The sequence below is a fragment of the Ruegeria sp. N4 genome (assembly GCF_056531425.1).
This window is the reverse complement of the sequence record NZ_JBQFLT010000009.1, coordinates 83,553-100,701: the sequence shown is the minus strand read 5'-3', so window position 1 is coordinate 100,701 and position 17,149 is coordinate 83,553. Positions and strand designations below refer to the sequence as shown.

Annotated in this window: 23 protein-coding genes; 7 read left to right on the top strand and 16 right to left on the bottom strand. The window is 59.8% G+C overall.

Going from position 1 to position 17,149, the window contains the following annotated elements; genetic code table 11:
• Positions 1–4: 4 nt before the first annotated feature.
• The 3 genes from ACR0LW_RS14795 to pip form a co-directional block, all read right to left on the bottom strand.
• The gene (locus ACR0LW_RS14795; protein WP_170455766.1) at positions 5–919 is read right to left on the bottom strand and encodes a hypothetical protein; all 915 of its coding nucleotides are present in this window, start codon (positions 917–919) and stop codon (positions 5–7) included.
• A gap of 94 nt (positions 920–1,013) precedes the next feature.
• Positions 1,014–1,835 (bottom strand): ABC transporter substrate-binding protein, encoded by an 822-nt coding sequence (locus tag ACR0LW_RS14790; protein WP_170624749.1) that lies wholly within the window; start codon positions 1,833–1,835, stop codon positions 1,014–1,016.
• Positions 1,832–2,809 (bottom strand): prolyl aminopeptidase, encoded by a 978-nt coding sequence (gene pip / locus ACR0LW_RS14785; RefSeq protein ID WP_170624750.1) that lies wholly within the window; start codon positions 2,807–2,809, stop codon positions 1,832–1,834. Before pip ends, ACR0LW_RS14790 begins: the two co-directional genes overlap by 4 nt.
• Positions 2,810–2,857: 48 nt before the next feature.
• Here pip and ubiG point away from each other — a divergent pair, with 48 nt between their 5' ends.
• On the top strand, positions 2,858–3,604 hold the full coding sequence (ubiG, locus tag ACR0LW_RS14780) for a bifunctional 2-polyprenyl-6-hydroxyphenol methylase/3-demethylubiquinol 3-O-methyltransferase UbiG (protein ID WP_480585995.1): 747 nt from the start codon (positions 2,858–2,860) through the stop codon (positions 3,602–3,604).
• Positions 3,605–3,716: 112 nt separating this feature from the next.
• Here the strand turns inward: ubiG and ACR0LW_RS14775 are convergent, their stop codons facing one another.
• The 4 genes from ACR0LW_RS14775 to ACR0LW_RS14760 are packed head-to-tail and all read right to left on the bottom strand — an operon-like array spanning position 3,717 to position 5,995.
• Positions 3,717–4,157, bottom strand: coding sequence for a MarR family winged helix-turn-helix transcriptional regulator (locus ACR0LW_RS14775; protein WP_037313149.1), 441 nt, complete (start codon positions 4,155–4,157; stop codon positions 3,717–3,719).
• A gap of 13 nt (positions 4,158–4,170) precedes the next feature.
• Positions 4,171–5,001 carry a carbon-nitrogen hydrolase family protein gene (locus tag ACR0LW_RS14770; protein WP_480883084.1) on the bottom strand — a complete coding sequence of 277 codons (831 nt, stop codon included), beginning with the start codon at positions 4,999–5,001 and terminating at the stop codon, positions 4,171–4,173.
• Positions 5,001–5,258 carry a glutaredoxin 3 gene (gene grxC, locus ACR0LW_RS14765; protein ID WP_170524318.1) on the bottom strand — a complete coding sequence of 86 codons (258 nt, stop codon included), beginning with the start codon at positions 5,256–5,258 and terminating at the stop codon, positions 5,001–5,003. Before grxC ends, ACR0LW_RS14770 begins: the two co-directional genes overlap by 1 nt.
• A gap of 38 nt (positions 5,259–5,296) precedes the next feature.
• On the bottom strand, positions 5,297–5,995 hold the full coding sequence (locus ACR0LW_RS14760) for a double zinc ribbon domain-containing protein (RefSeq protein ID WP_480883082.1): 699 nt from the start codon (positions 5,993–5,995) through the stop codon (positions 5,297–5,299).
• A gap of 40 nt (positions 5,996–6,035) precedes the next feature.
• Here ACR0LW_RS14760 and ACR0LW_RS14755 point away from each other — a divergent pair, with 40 nt between their 5' ends.
• Positions 6,036–6,866, top strand: a complete 831-nt coding sequence (locus ACR0LW_RS14755) for a class I SAM-dependent methyltransferase (RefSeq protein ID WP_480883081.1) — start codon at positions 6,036–6,038, stop codon at positions 6,864–6,866.
• 56 nt (positions 6,867–6,922) lie between these two features.
• Positions 6,923–7,972 (top strand): ferrochelatase, encoded by a 1,050-nt coding sequence (gene hemH, locus ACR0LW_RS14750; protein ID WP_480883080.1) that lies wholly within the window; start codon positions 6,923–6,925, stop codon positions 7,970–7,972.
• Positions 7,973–8,046: 74 nt separating this feature from the next.
• Here the strand turns inward: hemH and ACR0LW_RS14745 are convergent, their stop codons facing one another.
• Together ACR0LW_RS14745 and ACR0LW_RS14740 are read right to left on the bottom strand one after the other, a co-directional pair.
• A complete protein-coding gene (locus ACR0LW_RS14745) occupies positions 8,047–8,229 on the bottom strand; it encodes a hypothetical protein (protein ID WP_170455786.1) in 183 nt (60 codons plus the stop codon).
• 138 nt (positions 8,230–8,367) lie between these two features.
• Positions 8,368–8,967: a L,D-transpeptidase gene (locus ACR0LW_RS14740; RefSeq protein WP_170455788.1), complete on the bottom strand. Its 600-nt coding sequence runs from the start codon at positions 8,965–8,967 to the stop codon at positions 8,368–8,370.
• Positions 8,968–9,136: 169 nt separating this feature from the next.
• Here ACR0LW_RS14740 and dalA point away from each other — a divergent pair, with 169 nt between their 5' ends.
• Positions 9,137–9,652: a divisome-associated lipoprotein DalA gene (dalA, locus tag ACR0LW_RS14735; RefSeq protein WP_170455790.1), complete on the top strand. Its 516-nt coding sequence runs from the start codon at positions 9,137–9,139 to the stop codon at positions 9,650–9,652.
• A gap of 65 nt (positions 9,653–9,717) precedes the next feature.
• On the opposite strand, the gene ACR0LW_RS14730 is transcribed toward dalA, so the two are convergent.
• The 7 genes from ACR0LW_RS14730 to ACR0LW_RS14700 form a co-directional block, all read right to left on the bottom strand.
• Positions 9,718–10,182, bottom strand: a complete 465-nt coding sequence (locus ACR0LW_RS14730; protein ID WP_170455792.1) for a PTS sugar transporter subunit IIA — start codon at positions 10,180–10,182, stop codon at positions 9,718–9,720.
• A gap of 58 nt (positions 10,183–10,240) precedes the next feature.
• Positions 10,241–10,804 (bottom strand): ribosome hibernation-promoting factor, HPF/YfiA family, encoded by a 564-nt coding sequence (hpf, locus tag ACR0LW_RS14725; protein ID WP_170455794.1) that lies wholly within the window; start codon positions 10,802–10,804, stop codon positions 10,241–10,243.
• Between the two features lie 252 nt (positions 10,805–11,056).
• Positions 11,057–11,815 carry an LPS export ABC transporter ATP-binding protein gene (lptB, locus tag ACR0LW_RS14720; RefSeq protein WP_480627189.1) on the bottom strand — a complete coding sequence of 253 codons (759 nt, stop codon included), beginning with the start codon at positions 11,813–11,815 and terminating at the stop codon, positions 11,057–11,059.
• Positions 11,815–12,306, bottom strand: a complete 492-nt coding sequence (locus tag ACR0LW_RS14715; RefSeq protein WP_480883079.1) for an LptA/OstA family protein — start codon at positions 12,304–12,306, stop codon at positions 11,815–11,817. Before ACR0LW_RS14715 ends, lptB begins: the two co-directional genes overlap by 1 nt.
• Before the next feature lie 3 nt (positions 12,307–12,309).
• Entirely contained in the window at positions 12,310–12,909 is a 600-nt protein-coding gene (locus ACR0LW_RS14710; RefSeq protein WP_170524304.1) for an LptA/OstA family protein, read from the bottom strand.
• Between the two features lie 13 nt (positions 12,910–12,922).
• Entirely contained in the window at positions 12,923–13,885 is a 963-nt protein-coding gene (locus tag ACR0LW_RS14705; RefSeq protein WP_170455802.1) for a KpsF/GutQ family sugar-phosphate isomerase, read from the bottom strand.
• Positions 13,882–14,496 carry a ribonuclease D gene (locus ACR0LW_RS14700; RefSeq protein WP_480883078.1) on the bottom strand — a complete coding sequence of 205 codons (615 nt, stop codon included), beginning with the start codon at positions 14,494–14,496 and terminating at the stop codon, positions 13,882–13,884. The genes ACR0LW_RS14705 and ACR0LW_RS14700 overlap by 4 nt, the downstream gene beginning before the upstream one ends.
• A 180-nt stretch (positions 14,497–14,676) precedes the next feature.
• Between ACR0LW_RS14700 and ACR0LW_RS14695 the strand changes: the two genes are divergently transcribed.
• The 3 genes from ACR0LW_RS14695 to ACR0LW_RS14685 all read left to right on the top strand — a co-directional run bounded on the left by ACR0LW_RS14695 (position 14,677) and on the right by ACR0LW_RS14685 (position 17,149).
• Entirely contained in the window at positions 14,677–15,897 is a 1,221-nt protein-coding gene (locus tag ACR0LW_RS14695; protein WP_480883077.1) for an MFS transporter, read from the top strand.
• Between the two features lie 51 nt (positions 15,898–15,948).
• Positions 15,949–16,377, top strand: coding sequence for an Lrp/AsnC family transcriptional regulator (locus ACR0LW_RS14690; protein WP_170455808.1), 429 nt, complete (start codon positions 15,949–15,951; stop codon positions 16,375–16,377).
• A gap of 73 nt (positions 16,378–16,450) precedes the next feature.
• Positions 16,451–17,149 (top strand): transglycosylase SLT domain-containing protein, encoded by a 699-nt coding sequence (locus ACR0LW_RS14685; RefSeq protein ID WP_480883076.1) that lies wholly within the window; start codon positions 16,451–16,453, stop codon positions 17,147–17,149.

Sequence of the window (17,149 nt, the reverse complement as noted above, 5' to 3'; positions counted from 1 at the left end):
TCTCCTACTGCGTTACCCCGACAAACCGTGTCGGCTGTGTATTGCGGGGATAGATCACCACCGACAGATTGCCACCACCCAGAAACTGTTCGGGCTGCGCCAAGGGCGGCGGAAACAGCTGATCAAAGGCCGCCTTGTTGAAGCCAAGCTTCAATTTCGAGCCGGACAGAACCTCGAACGGCGACGTTGCCGTGCAAGGATGGCGGAGCGGGTCTTTTCTGACGGTGAATTGTTCCATGATGTTGGATGTATTGCCCAGCGGTCGGACCAGAACAATTGTGCCCGGCGTCAGGAAACTGTCCGGGCAGGAATAGACCTGGGGAACGCCGGTCTCGTCCTCGCCGCGCATCTCGGCCGTGGCCGCCACCACATGTTTGAACGGGCTGAAAATCGTCTCTTGCTGGATAAAGTTGGTATAGAGCGTCGCAAACAACTGGCTGTCATTGCTGGGTTCAGCCGTCAGCCCGTCATACAAATCCGAGATCGCCAGCCACATCCGGGAATCAGCCCCGCGCAGCGTTCCCGGCAAGGCAAACGGACCTTCGAGGTTATACAGCACGCTGCGAAGCTCTTCTGATAAAGGGTCTTCCTTGTTCAGGTCGCGGATTGCGTCACCAAGGGACCGGTCATGGATATTATAGTACCCCCGCGTTCTGAGCGCGCCCGCCAGCTTCATCTTTTCCGATGCTTTTCGGTTCAATTCTTCGTCGGTATCGCCCTCGGCAGGTTCAACCTGATCCAGACCTTCATGCAAAAGCTCGATCAAGGACTGACCGCGATTTGCTGTGAACTCCATCTTCCCGTCTTTGCTGATCAGGACATTGACGTTGTTTCCGTTCACAATCGCATAGGCAACGACCCCCGCCAGGATCAATGCCAACGCTATTATGGTAATCGTTTTCTGACTCTCTTTGGTCATGGGAAAACTCCCAACTTAACAAATAACAAAATAAAATATGTGCAGGTTATAGCACAGTTAAGCACAAATTCAAAATGCAAGAGGTGTAGCCGGGCTAGGCCATCCACCACCTTTCGGCGATTCGCCCGTCATCCATTCCCGTCCGTTGCCCGATCTGGCGCGGCATTCCGACATGGGCCGCAACGGCCAGCGACATGTCGGTTTCACTGGGGAAGAACCGCAGGCCCCGCTTTTCGCGCAGGTGATCGCGCGCGGGGATGGCTGCGATATCGACATAGCCATCGCGCAAAGCTTCGGCGCGCACGGCAGGATCCGGGATCACGATGACCTCGACCTTGTCAGCCCAACCGGCCGAGCCCGACTTGTAGTGATCCGCTACTTTGCGCCCAAGGAAGTTCCTGTCATCCTCGGCCCGGTCAACCCGGTAGCAACCTGTGCCGTTGGCCTGTTTCAGGGGCGTCACTCCTGCGCCATTGCGGGTGATCACGAACCGGTTGTCGGCCAGCAAGAACGGCAATCCGGCATTAGGGGCGGCAAGTTCCAGACGCACAACGGTTGGCGTCAAAGCTTCGGTTTGCCCGAACTCGGCCAGCACCGGCATTATATCCGCAATATCCAGTGCGGTTCCGTCATGAAAAGTTACGCCCTCACGCAGATCAAAGGTCCAGACCTGCGCCTTTGCATCCGTCTGCCAACCGGTTGCCAGTTCGGCGCGCAGGGTCCCGTCCGGCGCGATCTCGGTCAGGGTATCGAACACGGCACCGCGTGCAACCTGTTCCAGACTGTCATCCCGCGGCACTGCCAGTCGCAATGTCCCGCCCGCTTTCGGCGTATCCGCCAGCGACGCCCCCGTCGCCGCCAACAACGCGGCAGCGGCACCCGAGGCGAACAGAGCGCGGCGGTCCATCCGGGTCATGCCACACCCTCCGCCACGCGATCCATGATGCGCACCAGCTCGGCGCTGATTCCGGGCTCGGACAAGGCATGGCCCGCATGGCGCACCATCTTCAGCTCGGCATTGGGCCAGCGTTGCGACAGCTTCCAGGCCGATTCAGGCGGACAGATCATGTCATAGCGGCCCTGCACGATATGGCCCGGAATGTGGGCGATCCTGTCCATCTGATCCAGAATCTGCCCGTCCTTCTCCAGAAAGGCGTGGTTGATGAAATAGTGATTCTCAAGCCGCGCAAACGCGCGCGCATATTCACCGGGGCTTTCCCCGGTTGATCCGTTGGAATGAATGGATGCCAGCGCGTTCTCCCACGCCGACCACGCCCGCGCATACAGAATCTCGGTCGCGCGGTCGCCCGAGAACAGGCGCTTGTTATAGGCCCGGATCGCGTCCGACAGCTCATCTTCGGCCAGCAATGAGGTGAACTTGGCCCATGGCTCGGGCCAGAACTTGCCCGCGCCGCCGCCATAGAACCAATCCAGCTCGGCCTGCGTGGCCAGAAACACCCCGCGCAGAACAAGACGGCTCACCCGATCCGGATGCGTCTGCGCATAGACCAAGGCCAACGTGGCCCCCCAGCTGCCGCCAAACACCGTCCATTCATCGATATCCAGCAATGACCGCAGCCGTTCAATATCCGCCACCAGATGCCAGGTCGTATTGTTCTCGACCGAGGCATGGGGCCGCGACTTCCCGCATCCCCGCTGATCGAACAGAATCACCCGGTACACACGCGGATCGAAATAGCGCCGCATCGCCGGGCTACAGCCACCGCCCGGCCCGCCATGCAGCACTACCACCGGCAGCCCGTTTGGATTGCCGCTTTGCTCCATATAAATCTGATGCCCGTCGCCCACGCTGACCAACCGCTGATCGAATGGGTCGATCGGCGGGTAAAGATATTGCACTGCGCGCTTTTGGTCCGGGTACTTATCCATTACGGCCCTATATAGTCCTTAAGCGTAAAAGAGCACACGGAGACAGGAATGCAAGCGCATCCGAACACGGTAGACCCATCCGAGATCGCAAAATTCGAGGCGATGGCGGCGGAATGGTGGGATCCGAACGGAAAATTCAAGCCGTTGCATATGCTGAACCCCTGCCGGCTGGATTATATCACCCAACAAATCGCCGGGGAATTTGACAGAGATTTGAAGTCTCCTCACCCGTTTCAGGGCCTGCGCCTGCTGGATATCGGTTGCGGCGGCGGGCTGCTGAGCGAGCCGATGGCCCGTCTGGGGGCCGAGGTCGTGGGGGCTGATGCCGCCGAGGGCAACCTGCCCGTCGCCCGCATCCATGCCGAGCAATCGGGGCTGGACATCGACTATCGCCACACCACCGCCGAGGATATGGCGGCGGCAGGCGAGCAATTCGACGTGGTGCTGAATATGGAGGTGGTCGAACACGTGGCCGATCCGTTGGGTTTCCTGACCGCATCGCAACAACTTTTGAAACCGGGTGGCTTACTGATCTGCTCGACCATCAACCGCAACCCGAAATCCTATGCCATGGCCATTTTCGGTGCCGAAGTCGTCATACGCTGGCTGCCGCGCGGCACGCATGAGTGGAACAAGTTCATCACGCCTGACGAACTGTTCGACCTGCTGCACCAAGCCGGAATGGGCCCGGTGGACCGCAAGGGCTTCGTGTTCAACCCGCTTCTGTGGAATTGGTCGATCTCGGACCGGGATCTGAGCGTGAATTATGTGACGGCGAGTGTGAAACCGGAGTAGGATGGGTGTTCACACCCATCATCCAGACGACAAGACACGCGATGGGTGCAAGCACCCATCCTACGCTTATTCAGTGTGACATATGCGAAGGCTGACCTGAAACCAGAGAGGCCTACTCCCCCTCCAACTGCAACCGCAAATCCCGAAGCACCGGCAGCGTACTGCGCACCCGCTCCAGCCCCAGTTCTCCGACCACGCGGTTGATCAGCGGGGCAATCGACGAAATCGCCTGATCGCGCGCGCGACGTCCGGCGGGGCTGATGGCGACCATTTTGCGGCGGGCGTCGTCCCAGTCGGGGCGGATGTGGATGTATCCGGCCCATTCCAGCTTGGCCAAAGTGTTGGTCATCGCCCCTCGGGTGACGTGGAACGTGTTGGCCAGCTGCGCCGGGCTGCGCTCGTCGCCCACAAACACCAGATGGTTCAGCACCGAGAAATGCGAGATTTCCATGCCCTTGGGCAGCACCCGGCTCAGCCGGTTGCGCAACAGTTGGTCTGCCGTCAGAATTTCACTGAACAGCGTGACCGCAAGGGCATTGTGTTCGTCCGTCATGGTCCGATCTGGTTCAGGGCCCCTCGAAGGGCCGCACGTGAGTCAATGAGGGCACGCGGCGGCGCGCCTCTGTCACAGAACTATCATCCAAATCGAAAAAGTGAATGCCCGGATCGGTGCCTGCGTCGATCAGCACCTCTCCCCACGGGGCGACAACCATGCTGTGGCCATGGGTGTGGCGCGTTTTGCCTCGGGTTTTTGGATGCGCGCCGGTCTGGGCGGGGGCAAGGACCCAACATCCGGTTTCGATCGCCCGCGCGCGCAGCAGCGATTCCCAATGCGCTGCGCCGGTGACGGGTGAAAACGCCGCCGGGACGGTCAGGATATGCGCCCCGGCCTGCGCCAACGCGGCGTGCAGGTAAGGAAAGCGGATGTCATAGCAGATGGTCAGGCCAACCTTGCCGAAATTGGTCTCGGCAATGACCGCCTGTTTTCCGGGGCGATAGTTTTTCGATTCGCGAAAGGTCTCGGTTTCCGTGACCTGCACGTCGAACATGTGGATCTTGTCATATCGCGCCACGATCTGCCCCTGAGGGTCGATCATGAAACTGCGGTTGGCAAAGCGACCATCCGGATCGTGGGTCTTGATCCCCAGCGACCCGATCAGCAGCCAGACACCCCGCGCGGCGGCCTGCGCCCGCAGACCGGCCAGCGTGATGTCGTCTTCCTCATGCTGCAACACCTCATGCTGCCAGGTGGTGCTGTTGGACACGCAATTCGTGACCTCAGGGGTCAGGATGAACTGCGCGCCCTGCGCTGCGGCCTCGGCCATCATGGCGCGAACCATCTCCAGGTTCGCAGCCGGGTCGTCCGACGAGGTGATTTGCAGCAGCGCGGTTTTCATCACGCCGCCAGCAAACGGTCCAGCTTGCCCTGACGGTCCAGCTCGTACAGGTCGTCACAGCCGCCCACATGGTCGGTGCCAATGAAGATCTGCGGCACGGTGCGCTTGCCGCCCGCGCGCTTGATCATTTCGGGCTTGCGCTTGGGGTGCAGCAGCACGTCGATTTCCTTGAACTCGACACCTTTCTGTTTCAGCAGGCGTTTGGCCGCGTGGCAGAAGCCGCATAGCGGAGAGGTGTAAATCTCAACTGGTTTCATAATTCCGTCCCTTCGGGTTTCGCACGATCTTGAGCGAATTAGGCATCCTTGGCAACGCGTGCCAGAACCAACACGAAAATATGATTTGCCCCCGCTTCGCGACAGGCCCGCGTACAGGCCGCCAAGGTCGCCCCCGATGTCATCACATCATCGACCAGAAGGACGTCGCGGCCTTTCATCTGCCGCTTTGGATGTGGGGCGATCACATCGTCCAGCGTCTCGGCCCTTTGGGCGGCGGTTTTACCGTCCAACACCGGCGTGCGCGCAGTTCGCAGCAGCAGGTCCGGGCAGACCTCAAGCCCCGTCTCGCGCGCCAGATGCTGCGCCAGCAAGGCGGACTGGTTATACCGCCGCTTGATCAGTCGGGACCAATGCAAGGGAACCGGCGCGATCAACATATCCGGTTTGAACAATTCCCGCCCCGCCTGCGCCATCCAGCGCGCAGCAGGCCGCGCCAGTTCGGACCGATCCCCATGCTTCAGCGCCAGCACCAATGCCCGCGCCCGCCCTTTATACAGCAGCGCTGCCCGCCCGTCCTGCCAGGGGCGCGGGGTTTTCAGGCAGTCATCACATTCGATCCGGTGCCCGTCACCATCCCCCGGCACCGGCATCCCGCAACTGTCGCAAACGGTTCCGCCGATAAAGGGCGTCTCGCGCCAGCAGGTGCCGCACAGGCCAAAGTCCGACTCGGTCAGATCCCCGCAGCTAAGGCATCTGGGTGGATAGATCAGGTGCAACGCGGTTTGAACTCGCGGCCAAATGCGATACGTGCGGGGTATGAAATTGCCAGCTTCCAATGCGCCCTCGCTGTTTGACCGCCAGACTCTGATGCGCCGCCGCGCGCGGGTGCAGGAGGACGCCCTGTTCCTGCACCACGCCGCTGTGGACGAAGTGCAGCATCGGCTGAGCATGGTTAACAGAAGCTTTACGGCCCCTGCGATTGTGACCCCTTTCTCTCGGATCTGGCAGGGGATCCTGCCCGACGCGCGCATCGTGGCAGACGAGGAAACGCTGACCCTGACCCCCGGCGCGCATGATCTGGTCATCCACGCCATGGCGTTGCACTGGGCCAATGATCCGGTGGGGCAGTTGATCCAATGCCACCGTGCCCTGCGCCCCGATGGACTGCTATTGGCCGTCTGTCTGGGCGGCGAAACGCTGCACCAGCTGCGCGCCGCCCTCGGACAGGCAGAGATTGAGGTGACCGGCGGCCTCAGCCCCCGCATCGCCCCGATGGCAGAGTTACGGGATCTGGGTGCCCTGCTGCAACGCGCCGGGCTGGCCCTGCCGGTGGCGGATGCGGTCCCGCTGACGGCGGAGTATCGCGATCTGACCCATTTGATGCAGGACCTGCGCGCCATGGGCGAGACCAATGTTCTGACCGACCGGCTGAAAACCCCCACGCGTCGGCAGGTCTTTGTCCGCGCGCAACAGATCTATGCCGATCACTTTGCCACGCCCGAGGGTCGCCTGCCCGCAACTTTCGATCTGATCTGCCTGACCGGCTGGTCGCCGGATGCCAGCCAACCCCAACCCCTGCGCCCGGGGTCAGCCAAGATGCGCCTTGCAGACGCTTTGGGCACTGACGAGGGCAAACTGCCCGATTGACGACCCGGCATTTCCCTTTATCTCAGGCCAGAACCGGTAAACTCAGGAAGACCCAAATGTTTGACGCAACCCGACCCGCGCACGCACCTGCCGATCACCCAAAGGTAAAGATGGGGCGCGTGGGCATCCTGCTGGCCAATCTGGGCACGCCGGATCACTATACCTACTGGCCGATGCGGCGCTATCTGAACGAGTTTCTGTCGGACCGCCGCGTGATCGACTATCCGGCGTGGAAATGGCAGCCGATTCTTCAGGCGATCATCCTGACCAAACGCCCGTTCAGTTCGGGCGAGGCTTATAAGTCGATCTGGAATCACTACAAAGGCGAAAGCCCGCTGATGACGATCACCAAGGACCAAACCGCCAAGCTGCGCGACAGCATGCAGGCTCGCTTTGGCGATCAGGTTCTGGTCGATTTCTGTATGCGCTATGGCAACCCTTCGACCAAATCCAAAGTCCGGCAGATGGTTGCCGAAGGTTGCGACCGTATCCTGTTTTTCCCGCTTTATCCGCACTATGCCGGGGCAACGACCGCCACGGCGAATGACCAGTTCTTCCGCGCCCTGATGGAGGAGCCATGGCAACCGGCCAGCCGCACGGTGCCCGCCTATTACGACGAACCGACCTATATCGAGGCCCTGGCCCAGTCCATCGAACGCGCCTATGCGGCGATGGACACCAAACCCGATATTCTGGTCTGCTCGTACCACGGTATGCCCGAGCGGTATTTGCAGCAGGGCGATCCCTATCACTGCCAATGTGTGAAAACGTCCCGACTGCTGAAAGAGCGGCTTGGCTGGTCAGACGACCAGATCGTGTCGACCTTCCAGTCGCGCTTTGGCCCCGAAGAATGGCTGAAGCCCTACACCGTGGATCACGTCGCCGATCTGGCGCGGCAGGGCAAAAAGAACATCGCTGTCATCGCGCCCGCCTTCTCGGCCGATTGCATCGAGACGCTGGAAGAGATCAACGAAGAGATCAAAGAGAGTTTCGAGGACGCGGGCGGAGAACAGTTCACCTATATCCCCTGCCTCAACGACGATGATTCGCATATCGCCGCGCTGGGCAAGATCATCGAGGATAATCTGAGCGGGTGGCTAGACTAACCGACCCTGACAGCCAGACATGAAAAAAGGCGGTGGAAAATCCACCGCCTTTTCTCTGGATAACGCTCGTCGGCTTAGCCGGCTGCGACAGCTGCGGCAACAACGACCAGCAGGATCAGCGGCAGCAGGATGCCCTGCGAAGAACCCTGAGTTTCTTCAACAACAACAGGTGCTTCAACAACCGGCTCTTCCAGGTTGCCAGCATATGCGGTCGAAGCAGCAGCGGTCAGTGCAGCGGCGAGAACGAGTTTTTTCATATTAACCTCCAGAATTTGCGCGATTCCTGTCCAGGAACCGCACACCTAAGACTTACCTCGTGGTTTTTTCTAATCAGCAATGCGGTTGGAATGCAATTGCAACTTGAGCGTTAAGCGGCTTCGTGCGCGAAAATGTCGTCAAATTAGCAACACTTGCGTGCCGACCTTCGCCATTGAAAACAGCTCGGCGATGTCTTCGTTGAACAATCCGATGCAGCCATTGGACGATTTGCGCCCGATTTTGCGCGTGTCATGGGTGCCGTGGATGCGGTAATACTTCCACCCAAGGTACAAAGCGTGTGTTCCCAATGGGTTATCCGGTCCGGGCGGAATGTAATCCGGCCATTCGGGGTTGCGCTTTTTCATCGATGGGGTCGGCGCCCAGCTTGGGCCTTCGACCTTGCGAATGACGCTGGTCCGTCCGCGGCGCGTCATTTCTTCGGTCAGAGGCACCGATGACGGGTAGAGTTTGTATACAGATTGATCATCTGACCAATAATGCAGCGCTCGTGAAACCGTATCGACAAGAATGGCGCCATTCCGCGTGTTCGAGAAATAAGGCTGCCAGTCCTGCGCCCGAAAGCCTGAAACATTTCGGCGAACAGGCGCTTCGGGTTCGGGCGCGGGGCGCAGCGGGTCGCCCGGAATGTATTGCGCAAGCGCCGGGCTGGCCAGCGTGGCGGTCGCACCGACAAGAAATCCTCGGCGGGTCGACGAGGGAATACGTTTTTTGACCATGACAAACGGTCCTTTGCGTGGGCGGGTTCTGAAATCCGGTGTATTCTATTGCCAGAATGCTTCAGTCGCAAATCAAACCGGCAAAATCACGCGGGGTGAGACTATTGTGCGTTTGCCCCGCACCGTCTGGCAGGTTATGCCCGTTATCGACACAATAATCAGGTCGATCATGACGCGTATCGTTTCTTTACTGTTGATGTGCCTTGTCGCGCTGGCGGCATGTACAAGCACCCAGCCCACCAGCTTTGGTGCGGATGGCCGCCCCTTGCCCACGGTCTACAAAATCCGTGGCAACCCGGAAAAGCTACAATTCCGGATGCTGGATTCAGTCAATGCCCTGCGGCAGGCACAAGGCTTGCAGCCCGTGCAACTGAACGCACAACTGAACGCTGCCGCCGCCACCCATTCCAAGGATATGGCCCGGCAGAACCGCCCGTGGCATTTCGGCTCTGACGGATCCTCGCCCATCGATCGGGCCGCACGGGTCGGGTATTTCGGCACATTCCTGGGCGAAGCGATTTCCGAGACCTACGAGACCGAAACCGAAACCCTTGCGGCCTGGATGCAGGAATCCGGCCCAAGATCGGTCATCATGGACCCCAAAGCGACGCAGATGGGCTTTAACTGGCATCAGGAAAGCGGCGGCAAGATCTGGTGGACGCTGGAAATGGGAACCGGCGGCTAATTTGCCGGGATCTTCAAACAAAAAAAGCCCCCGATTGTCGGGGGCTTTTTTGTGATTACAACGCCTTACGCAGCTTGCATCGACTGCGCTTCGGTCAAAATGGCATAGAGCTTGACCGGATCCGGATTGGCCCGCAGCTTGGCGCAGACCGAGCTGTCGCGCAGCGTCCGGGACACAAGCGCCAGCGCTTTCAGGTGTTCGACACCGGCTTCTTCCGGGGCAAACAGAGAAAAGGCGATATCGACCGGCTGACGGTCCACCGAGCCGAAATCAATCGGCTTTTCCAGCATGACAAACACCCCCGAAACCTCGGCAATGTCGGGCAGGCGCGCATGTGGCAAAGCAACACCATGGCCCACGCCAGTTGGGCCAAGGCTTTCGCGTTCCAGAAGACAATCGACAATCGACTGGGCCTCAAGGTCCAGCGTCGCGGCCGCGACGTCGCCGATTTCCTGAAACAGCCGCTTCTTGCTTGAGGCGGCGGAAAGTACACGTACTGCTTCGGGCTTCAGAATGCTCGAAAGCTCCATGATCATGCTCCACGGCGGCCCTGACCTGCGCCAAGGCCCGCCTTTCTAATCTTGCCTGTTAAGGATCGATCCAGCCGATATTACCGTCATCCCGACGATAAACGACATTCAATCCATCCTTGTTTTCGTTCCTGAACACCAGCACCGGAGCACCAGCAAGTTCCATTTGCATGACGGCTTCACCGACGCTGAGCGATGGGATCTTTGTTTCCATCTCAGCCACAATCATGGGCTGCAGCGATTCGGGTTCATCTGCCGTCCCCGATTCGTCAGAGGCGAGGATATAAGAGGACGCCCCGAAGAGTTCAACAGGTTCGGCACGATCCTTGTGATGGTCCTTCAGGCGGCGCTTGTAGCGGCGCAGTTGGGTTTCCATCTTGTCGCAGCATGCCTCGAACGCTGCGTAGATTTCAGTGGCGTGGGCCCTGGCCTGGGCGGTCAGGCCCGTCGAAAGATGCACAGTGGTTTCGCATACATATTCATGCGCTGAACGGGAAAAGACGACGTTGGCGTCTGTCGGGCGCTGGGCATATTTGCCAACGACCTCGCCCAGCTCGGTCTGCACATGGGTCTGCAGGGCCGCGCCGATGTCGATCTGTTTTCCGCTGATTTGGTAACGCATGTGATCTCCTTCACAATTCACACCCATTCTGACGCTGCGTCGCGCAACATGCTTGTTTTTATCGGGTGGGGGATATCGACATTCTGATCGGTTGCCGCTGACCCGGCCCTTCACTGAAGGGACATCGAGATCCAGCCTGGAACCGAATAAATGCCATGCCCCAATTGAGACAAGAGCCGAGGGAAGAGTCAATCAAAACAGATGTGTATATACGCGATTTCCGCCATGCAACCGGCGCAAAACCGCGCAACCCTATGAAATTTTGAAGTTTTCTCCCAGATAAACCCTGCGGACGTTTTCGTTTTCGACAACCTCGTCGGGCGTGCCGGACATCAGAACCTGACCGTCGTGCAGGATATAGGCGCGATCGACAATCTCCAGCGTTTCGCGGACGTTGTGATCAGTGATCAGAACCCCGATTCCGCGCTTTTTCAGATCCGCCACCAGATGCCGAATATCCCCCACGCTGATCGGGTCAACGCCCGCAAAGGGTTCATCCAGCAACAGATATTTCGGATCCGCCGCCAGACAGCGCGCGATCTCGACCCGGCGGCGCTCACCGCCCGACAGGGCCAGCGCGGGCGCGCGGCGCAGGTGTTCGATCGAGAAATCCGACAACAGCTCTTCCAGCCGCTCTTTGCGGCGGTGGGCATGTTTGACTGTAATGTCCAGGACCGAAGCGATGTTGTCCTCGACGCTCATGCCGCGGAAGATCGACATTTCCTGCGGCAGATAGCCGATCCCCATCCGGGCACGGCGATACATCGGCAGGGTGGTCACATTCTGCCCGTCAATCGTCACCATTCCGGCTTCGGGAAAGACCAGACCGGCCACGGAATAGAACGTCGTCGTCTTGCCCGACCCGTTCGGACCCAGCAACGCCACAACCTCGGACCGGTCCAGCGTCATCGAGACGTCGCGGATAACCGTCTTTTTCCGGTAAGACTTGCGCAGTTTTTCGATCCGCAGGCCCAAACTGCCCTCGGCCACAGACAAGTGGGGACGCGCCATCAGTTGTTCCCCTGCTGCAGGATCGTCTTGACCCGGCCCGTCATCGTCGCCGTGCCGGTCGTCAGGTTCGCGTTCATCTGATCGCCGCTGATCACGCTGGGGCCTTGGGTCAGCAGCACATTGCCACGCATCACGATCACACCGCTGTCGATCGTGTACTCGGCCCAATCCCCTTCGGCTGCGTCCGGCGGGCTGACCAGAACCACATTCTCGGTCGCCTCCATCCGCTCAATCGCCGAGCGTTCGTCATTGTAGATGACCAGAACCCGTTCAGCCGTAAGGCGCATTTCGCCCTGAATGACGATCACGTTGCCGATGAACTCGGCCGAGCCATCCTCTTGATTCACGTTCAGCGTTTCCGAGGTTACCTCGACCGGCAGGGACGGGTCCGCGCGCGTCGCGCCAAAGGCCACCTGCGCTTCTTGCGCGGTTGCAGAAACGGCACCTGTTACCAGAGCAAAACTCAAAAGGACAAAACGAAAATCGAACACAGGTTATCTTTCTGCTTTTTGAGGCTCATACACCAGCTTCACGCCATCTGTAAAAAGAATATGGACCGGGCCGTCCGTTTTTTCAGTCCCAAAAGTCATACCACCTGCCGAAAAATCGCCGATGGGGCCGGTTCCGTTGACCTGCCCGGGGCTGTCGCCCCGGATTTCATCAAGTGATGTATTGAGCAGATCGGTCGTGACTTCGATCCCGTCCGCGGTGGTGATCAGCACATCGCCGACAAAGGTGGCCGTGCCCTTGTCCGGTCGGATCAGGCCTGAATTGGAGTCCAACGTGATGACCCGCCCGCTTAACAACTCATAGCGACCGCTGAATTCCGTCGCAGTTGGAACCGCGCCTTCGGTGCCCTGCGTCGCTTTGGTGGCGATGATCTGCACGTCCTCGCCCTTGGTTGTGGTGCCGCGATAGTCCGGTTGGGTCACCACCTGATCGGCCAGGCGTGCATCGATATCCTGCTGGCTGAACGGGCCTGAGACAGTGGTTTCGATACTGCGGGACAAAAGGAAGACGGTGGACAGCATGATAATGGCCGCAAGCGGCAACAGAACCTTCAGGAACTGCACCATGCGGGAATAGCGGTCCACCTCAGCCTCTCCCTTACCCAAGCCCGACGCGCAGACAGTCGTGGATGTGCAACAGGCCTTGCGCCTGACCACCTGCGTCCGGATCTGCCACAAAAAGCGAGGTGATCTTGCGGTCATTCATGATCGCCACGGCTTCTTCCGCCAGAGAGCCCGGCGCGATGGTCATCGGGTCTGCGGTCATGACCTCTTCGGTGGTCTTGTCCAGCAAGCCGTCCATGTTACGACGCAAGTCACCATCCGTGACGATGCCCAGCAAGCGGCCCGCGTCATCCGTGACACCAACGACACCAAAGCTTTTCTGGCTCATGACCAGCAATGCCTCGCCCATCGGTGTCCCGACTGAGACCACCGGCATATCCGTGTGCATAAGGTCGCGCACCTTGCTGAGTTGCGCACCCAGTTTGCCGCCCGGATGGAAATCACGGAAGTTCTCGGGTTTGAAATCGCGATATTTCATCAGCGCAATCGCCAGCGCATCGCCCATCGCCAGTGTCAGCGTGGTCGAGATCGAGGGCACCATGCCAAACCCGCAGGCCTCGCCCAGCGACGGGATCAGCAGATGCACATCGGCCTGTTTCATCAGCGTGCTCTGGGGCTTGCTGGACAGGCCGATCAGAGGGATGCCGAACCGACGCGTGTAAACAAGCAAGTTCGCCAGCTCAGGCGCCTCGCCCGAGTTCGAGATCGCCAGAACCACATCCCCCTTCGAGACCATGCCCAGATCGCCATGGCTCGCCTCGGCAGGATGGACGAAATGGGCGGGCGTGCCAGTGCTGGCCAGAGTTGCCGCGATCTTGTGCCCGATATGGCCGGATTTCCCGATTCCGCTGACGATCAGACGGCCCGTGGCCTGCAGGATCATCTGTACGGCTTCGGCGAAATGTTCATCAAAACTGTCGGCCAGCACGTCCAGCGCGCGGGCTTCATCGGTGACAACCTGACGGGCGGTTTTCAGAAAAGATTCAGTATCAGTCATGAGTGTGCAAAAATATCCGTTTCGGGCCAGCCAGCGAGGTCAAGCTTCGCACGCATCGGCAGAAAATCAAAACAGGCCTGCGCCATCTCGGTGCGGCCTTCGCGGGCAAGACGCCCATCCAGCGCCTCGCGCAACTGGTGCAGATACAGAACATCGGATGCAGCATAGTCCAACTGAGCGTCGGTCAGCATTTCCGCCCCCCAGTCGCTCATCTGCTGTTGCTTCGAGATATCGACGCCGATCAACTCCTGACACAGGTTTTTCAGCCCATGCCGGTCGGTATAGGTGCGCACAAGGCGGCTGGCGATCTTGGTGCAATAGACCGGCGCGGCCAAAGCGCCGAACGCATGATACATCGCAGCAATGTCGAAACGCCCGAAATGAAACAGCTTTAGCACATCCGGATTTTCCAACATGGCGCACAGGTTCGGGGCCTCGGTCTGGCCTTTGTCGACCTGAACGATATGGCTGTTGCCATCCCCGCCGGACATCTGAATCACGCATAGGCGATCCCGGTGCGGGTTCAGCCCCATGGTTTCACAATCAATGGCCACAATAGGCCCCAGATCCAGCCCGTCCGGCAGGTCGTTCTTATACAGGTGGTTCGCCACGGAAATGTCCTTTGTGCGGTCTCGACCCCGAGATAGGCGGTTTGGCCCACAAACTCAACGCCGTCCGTTTTCCCGGGTCTGCACGTCTTGTTATCCGCCTGAATTGCTGGATAGTCTGCCCTTATGGCAAACCAAACAAAGTGGCTGTGTTCCAGGGCCACCACGAACCGTCTCTGATCCATGTTCAGTATCCTGCAAAACCGCACCTATCGCCACCTTCTGGCGGCGCAAGTTGTTGCGCTGACGGGAACCGGGCTGGCGACGATTGCGTTGGGGTTGCTGGCTTATGATCTGGCCGGAGACGCCGCCGGGCTGGTTCTGGGTACCGCCCTGACCATCAAGATGGTGGCTTATGTCGTCGTGGCCCCGTTGGCCGCCGCCATCGCCGAACAGATAGACCGACGCAGAATGCTGGTGGTTCTGGACCTGATCCGCGCCGCCGTTGCCCTGTGCCTGCCCTTCGTCTCCGAGATCTGGCAGGTCTATGTTTTGATTTTCGTCCTGCAATCGGCCTCTGCCGGGTTCACACCCACGTTTCAGGCCACGATCCCGGATGTTCTGACGGATGAGCGGGACTATACCCGCGCTTTGTCGCTGTCGCGGCTGGCTTACGATCTGGAAAGCCTGCTCAGCCCGATGCTGGCGGCCCTTCTGCTGCTGTTCGTCAGCTTTGACACCCTGTTTCTGGGCACCGGCCTTGGGTTTGTCGCCTCGGCCCTTCTGGTGGTGTCAGTCATATTGCCTTCGCCCAAACCGTCCGGGCGCACCGGCATCTACGACCGGACCACGCGGGGCATTCGTCTGTACCTGTCCACAACACGCTTGCGCGGCCTACTGGCGCTCAGCTGGTGCGCTGCCGCGCTCAGTTCGATGGTTATTGTGAACACGGTGGTGCTGGTGCGGTCCGATCTGGGACTGTCCGAGAGCGCAGTGGCCATTGCGCTGGCTGGCTTTGGCGGCGGGTCCATGCTGGCCGCGTTTGCCTTGCCCCCGCTGTTGGACCGGTTTCCGGATCGCCGCGTCATGCTAAGCGGCTCGACCATCGCAACATCGACCATGGCAGCGGCAGCCTTTGTTTCGATGTCGGACCTTTTGTCTTTGCCTGCCCTGACCACGCTCTGGGCCATCGCGGGCTTTGGATATTCGATGACCCTGACCCCCTCGGGCCGCTTATTGACTCGGTCTGCCGACCCCGAGGATCGACCCGCCCTCTTTGCCGCACAATTCACCCTGTCGCACGCGTGCTGGCTGGTACTGTACCCGCTGACGGGCTGGCTGATGACCCGGTACGGCGCGACCACCGCATTGACGGGCATGACTTGCGCTGCCGTGCTGGGCCTGACGACTGCACTGATGATCTGGCCCCGGTCCGGCACCGCGCCCGCGACGCATAATCCTTGAGCGCCGCCATCGATTTGCTCTACACCTGAGCGACCGCCTGCCGGAGACCCTATGGATCAGCTTGATCGCCATATCATCGCCGCCCTGCAACACAACGCGCGTGAGTCGACCACGAATATCGCCGCCAAGCTGGGCGTGGCGCGCACCACTGTACACGAGCGGATCAAACGCATGGAAGACCGCGGCGTGATCGCGGGCTATTCGGTCATTCTGAACGCGCCCGAGGATGCGCCTCGTGTACAGGTTGTTGTGCTGCTTGAGGTGCAGCAGAAGGAAACCACCCGCATTATCAAACGGCTGGAAACCTACCCCGAGGTCAAACGCTGCCTGTCAATCAATGGCGAGTTCGACCTGCTGCTGTCAGCCGAGGCCCCAAGGATCGAGGATCTGGATATTCTGGTCGATGATCTGGCCAAAATCCCCGGCGTGCTGCGCACCAATACCAGCGTCGTGTTCGGTCGGCGGATCGACCGAAAATGAACAGGCGATAACGCGCTGTAAACCAATGCGCGGCTAGCGTGACCGGGACAGATCAGAATCCCGGACCGGCAGAATGCCCTTTCGTATAGTCGCGTTTTTCATTTCCCTGACGCAAGTGTGGTTGGCACAGGCGGCGTTTGCCATGTCGGACGCGCGCACCGGCGATGTCTGCGATCAGGCCGCCCGCCGCGCCGCGCAGTCCGAAGATGTGCCACTGGACGTATTGCGCGCCATAACGCGCGTCGAAACCGGCCGCACGCAGGGCGGGCATTTCATTCCCTGGCCGTGGACCATCAATGTCGAAGGGCACGGGTTCTGGTTCAACTCGGAAATCGAGGCCAAATCTTACGTGTTCGACATTTTCAAAGCGGGCAAGCGCAGCTTTGATGTCGGATGTTTCCAGATCAACTACCGCTGGCACGGCAAGGCGTTCCGATCCATCGACGCCATGTTCGATCCGGATGAAAACGCCACCTATGCGGCCCGGTTCCTGAAGGATTTGCACGCCGAGCTCGGCTCATGGTCTGCCGCTGCCGGGGCCTATCATTCCCGCACGCCCGAGCTGGCAAACGCCTATCAAGGCCGGTTCCAGACGGTGCTGGCGCAGTTGGGTGCCGCGCCTGAAACACAAACAGCCTTTGTGTCGCGTGATCCGTTCACCGGTTCCGCCGCCCCGCTGATCCCGCTGCAACCGACCCAGACCCCTCGGGGGGCGCTGGGCTCTCTGGTGCCTACCGGCGGGTCCGCCACCGCCTTTATCGCCTTCAATTAG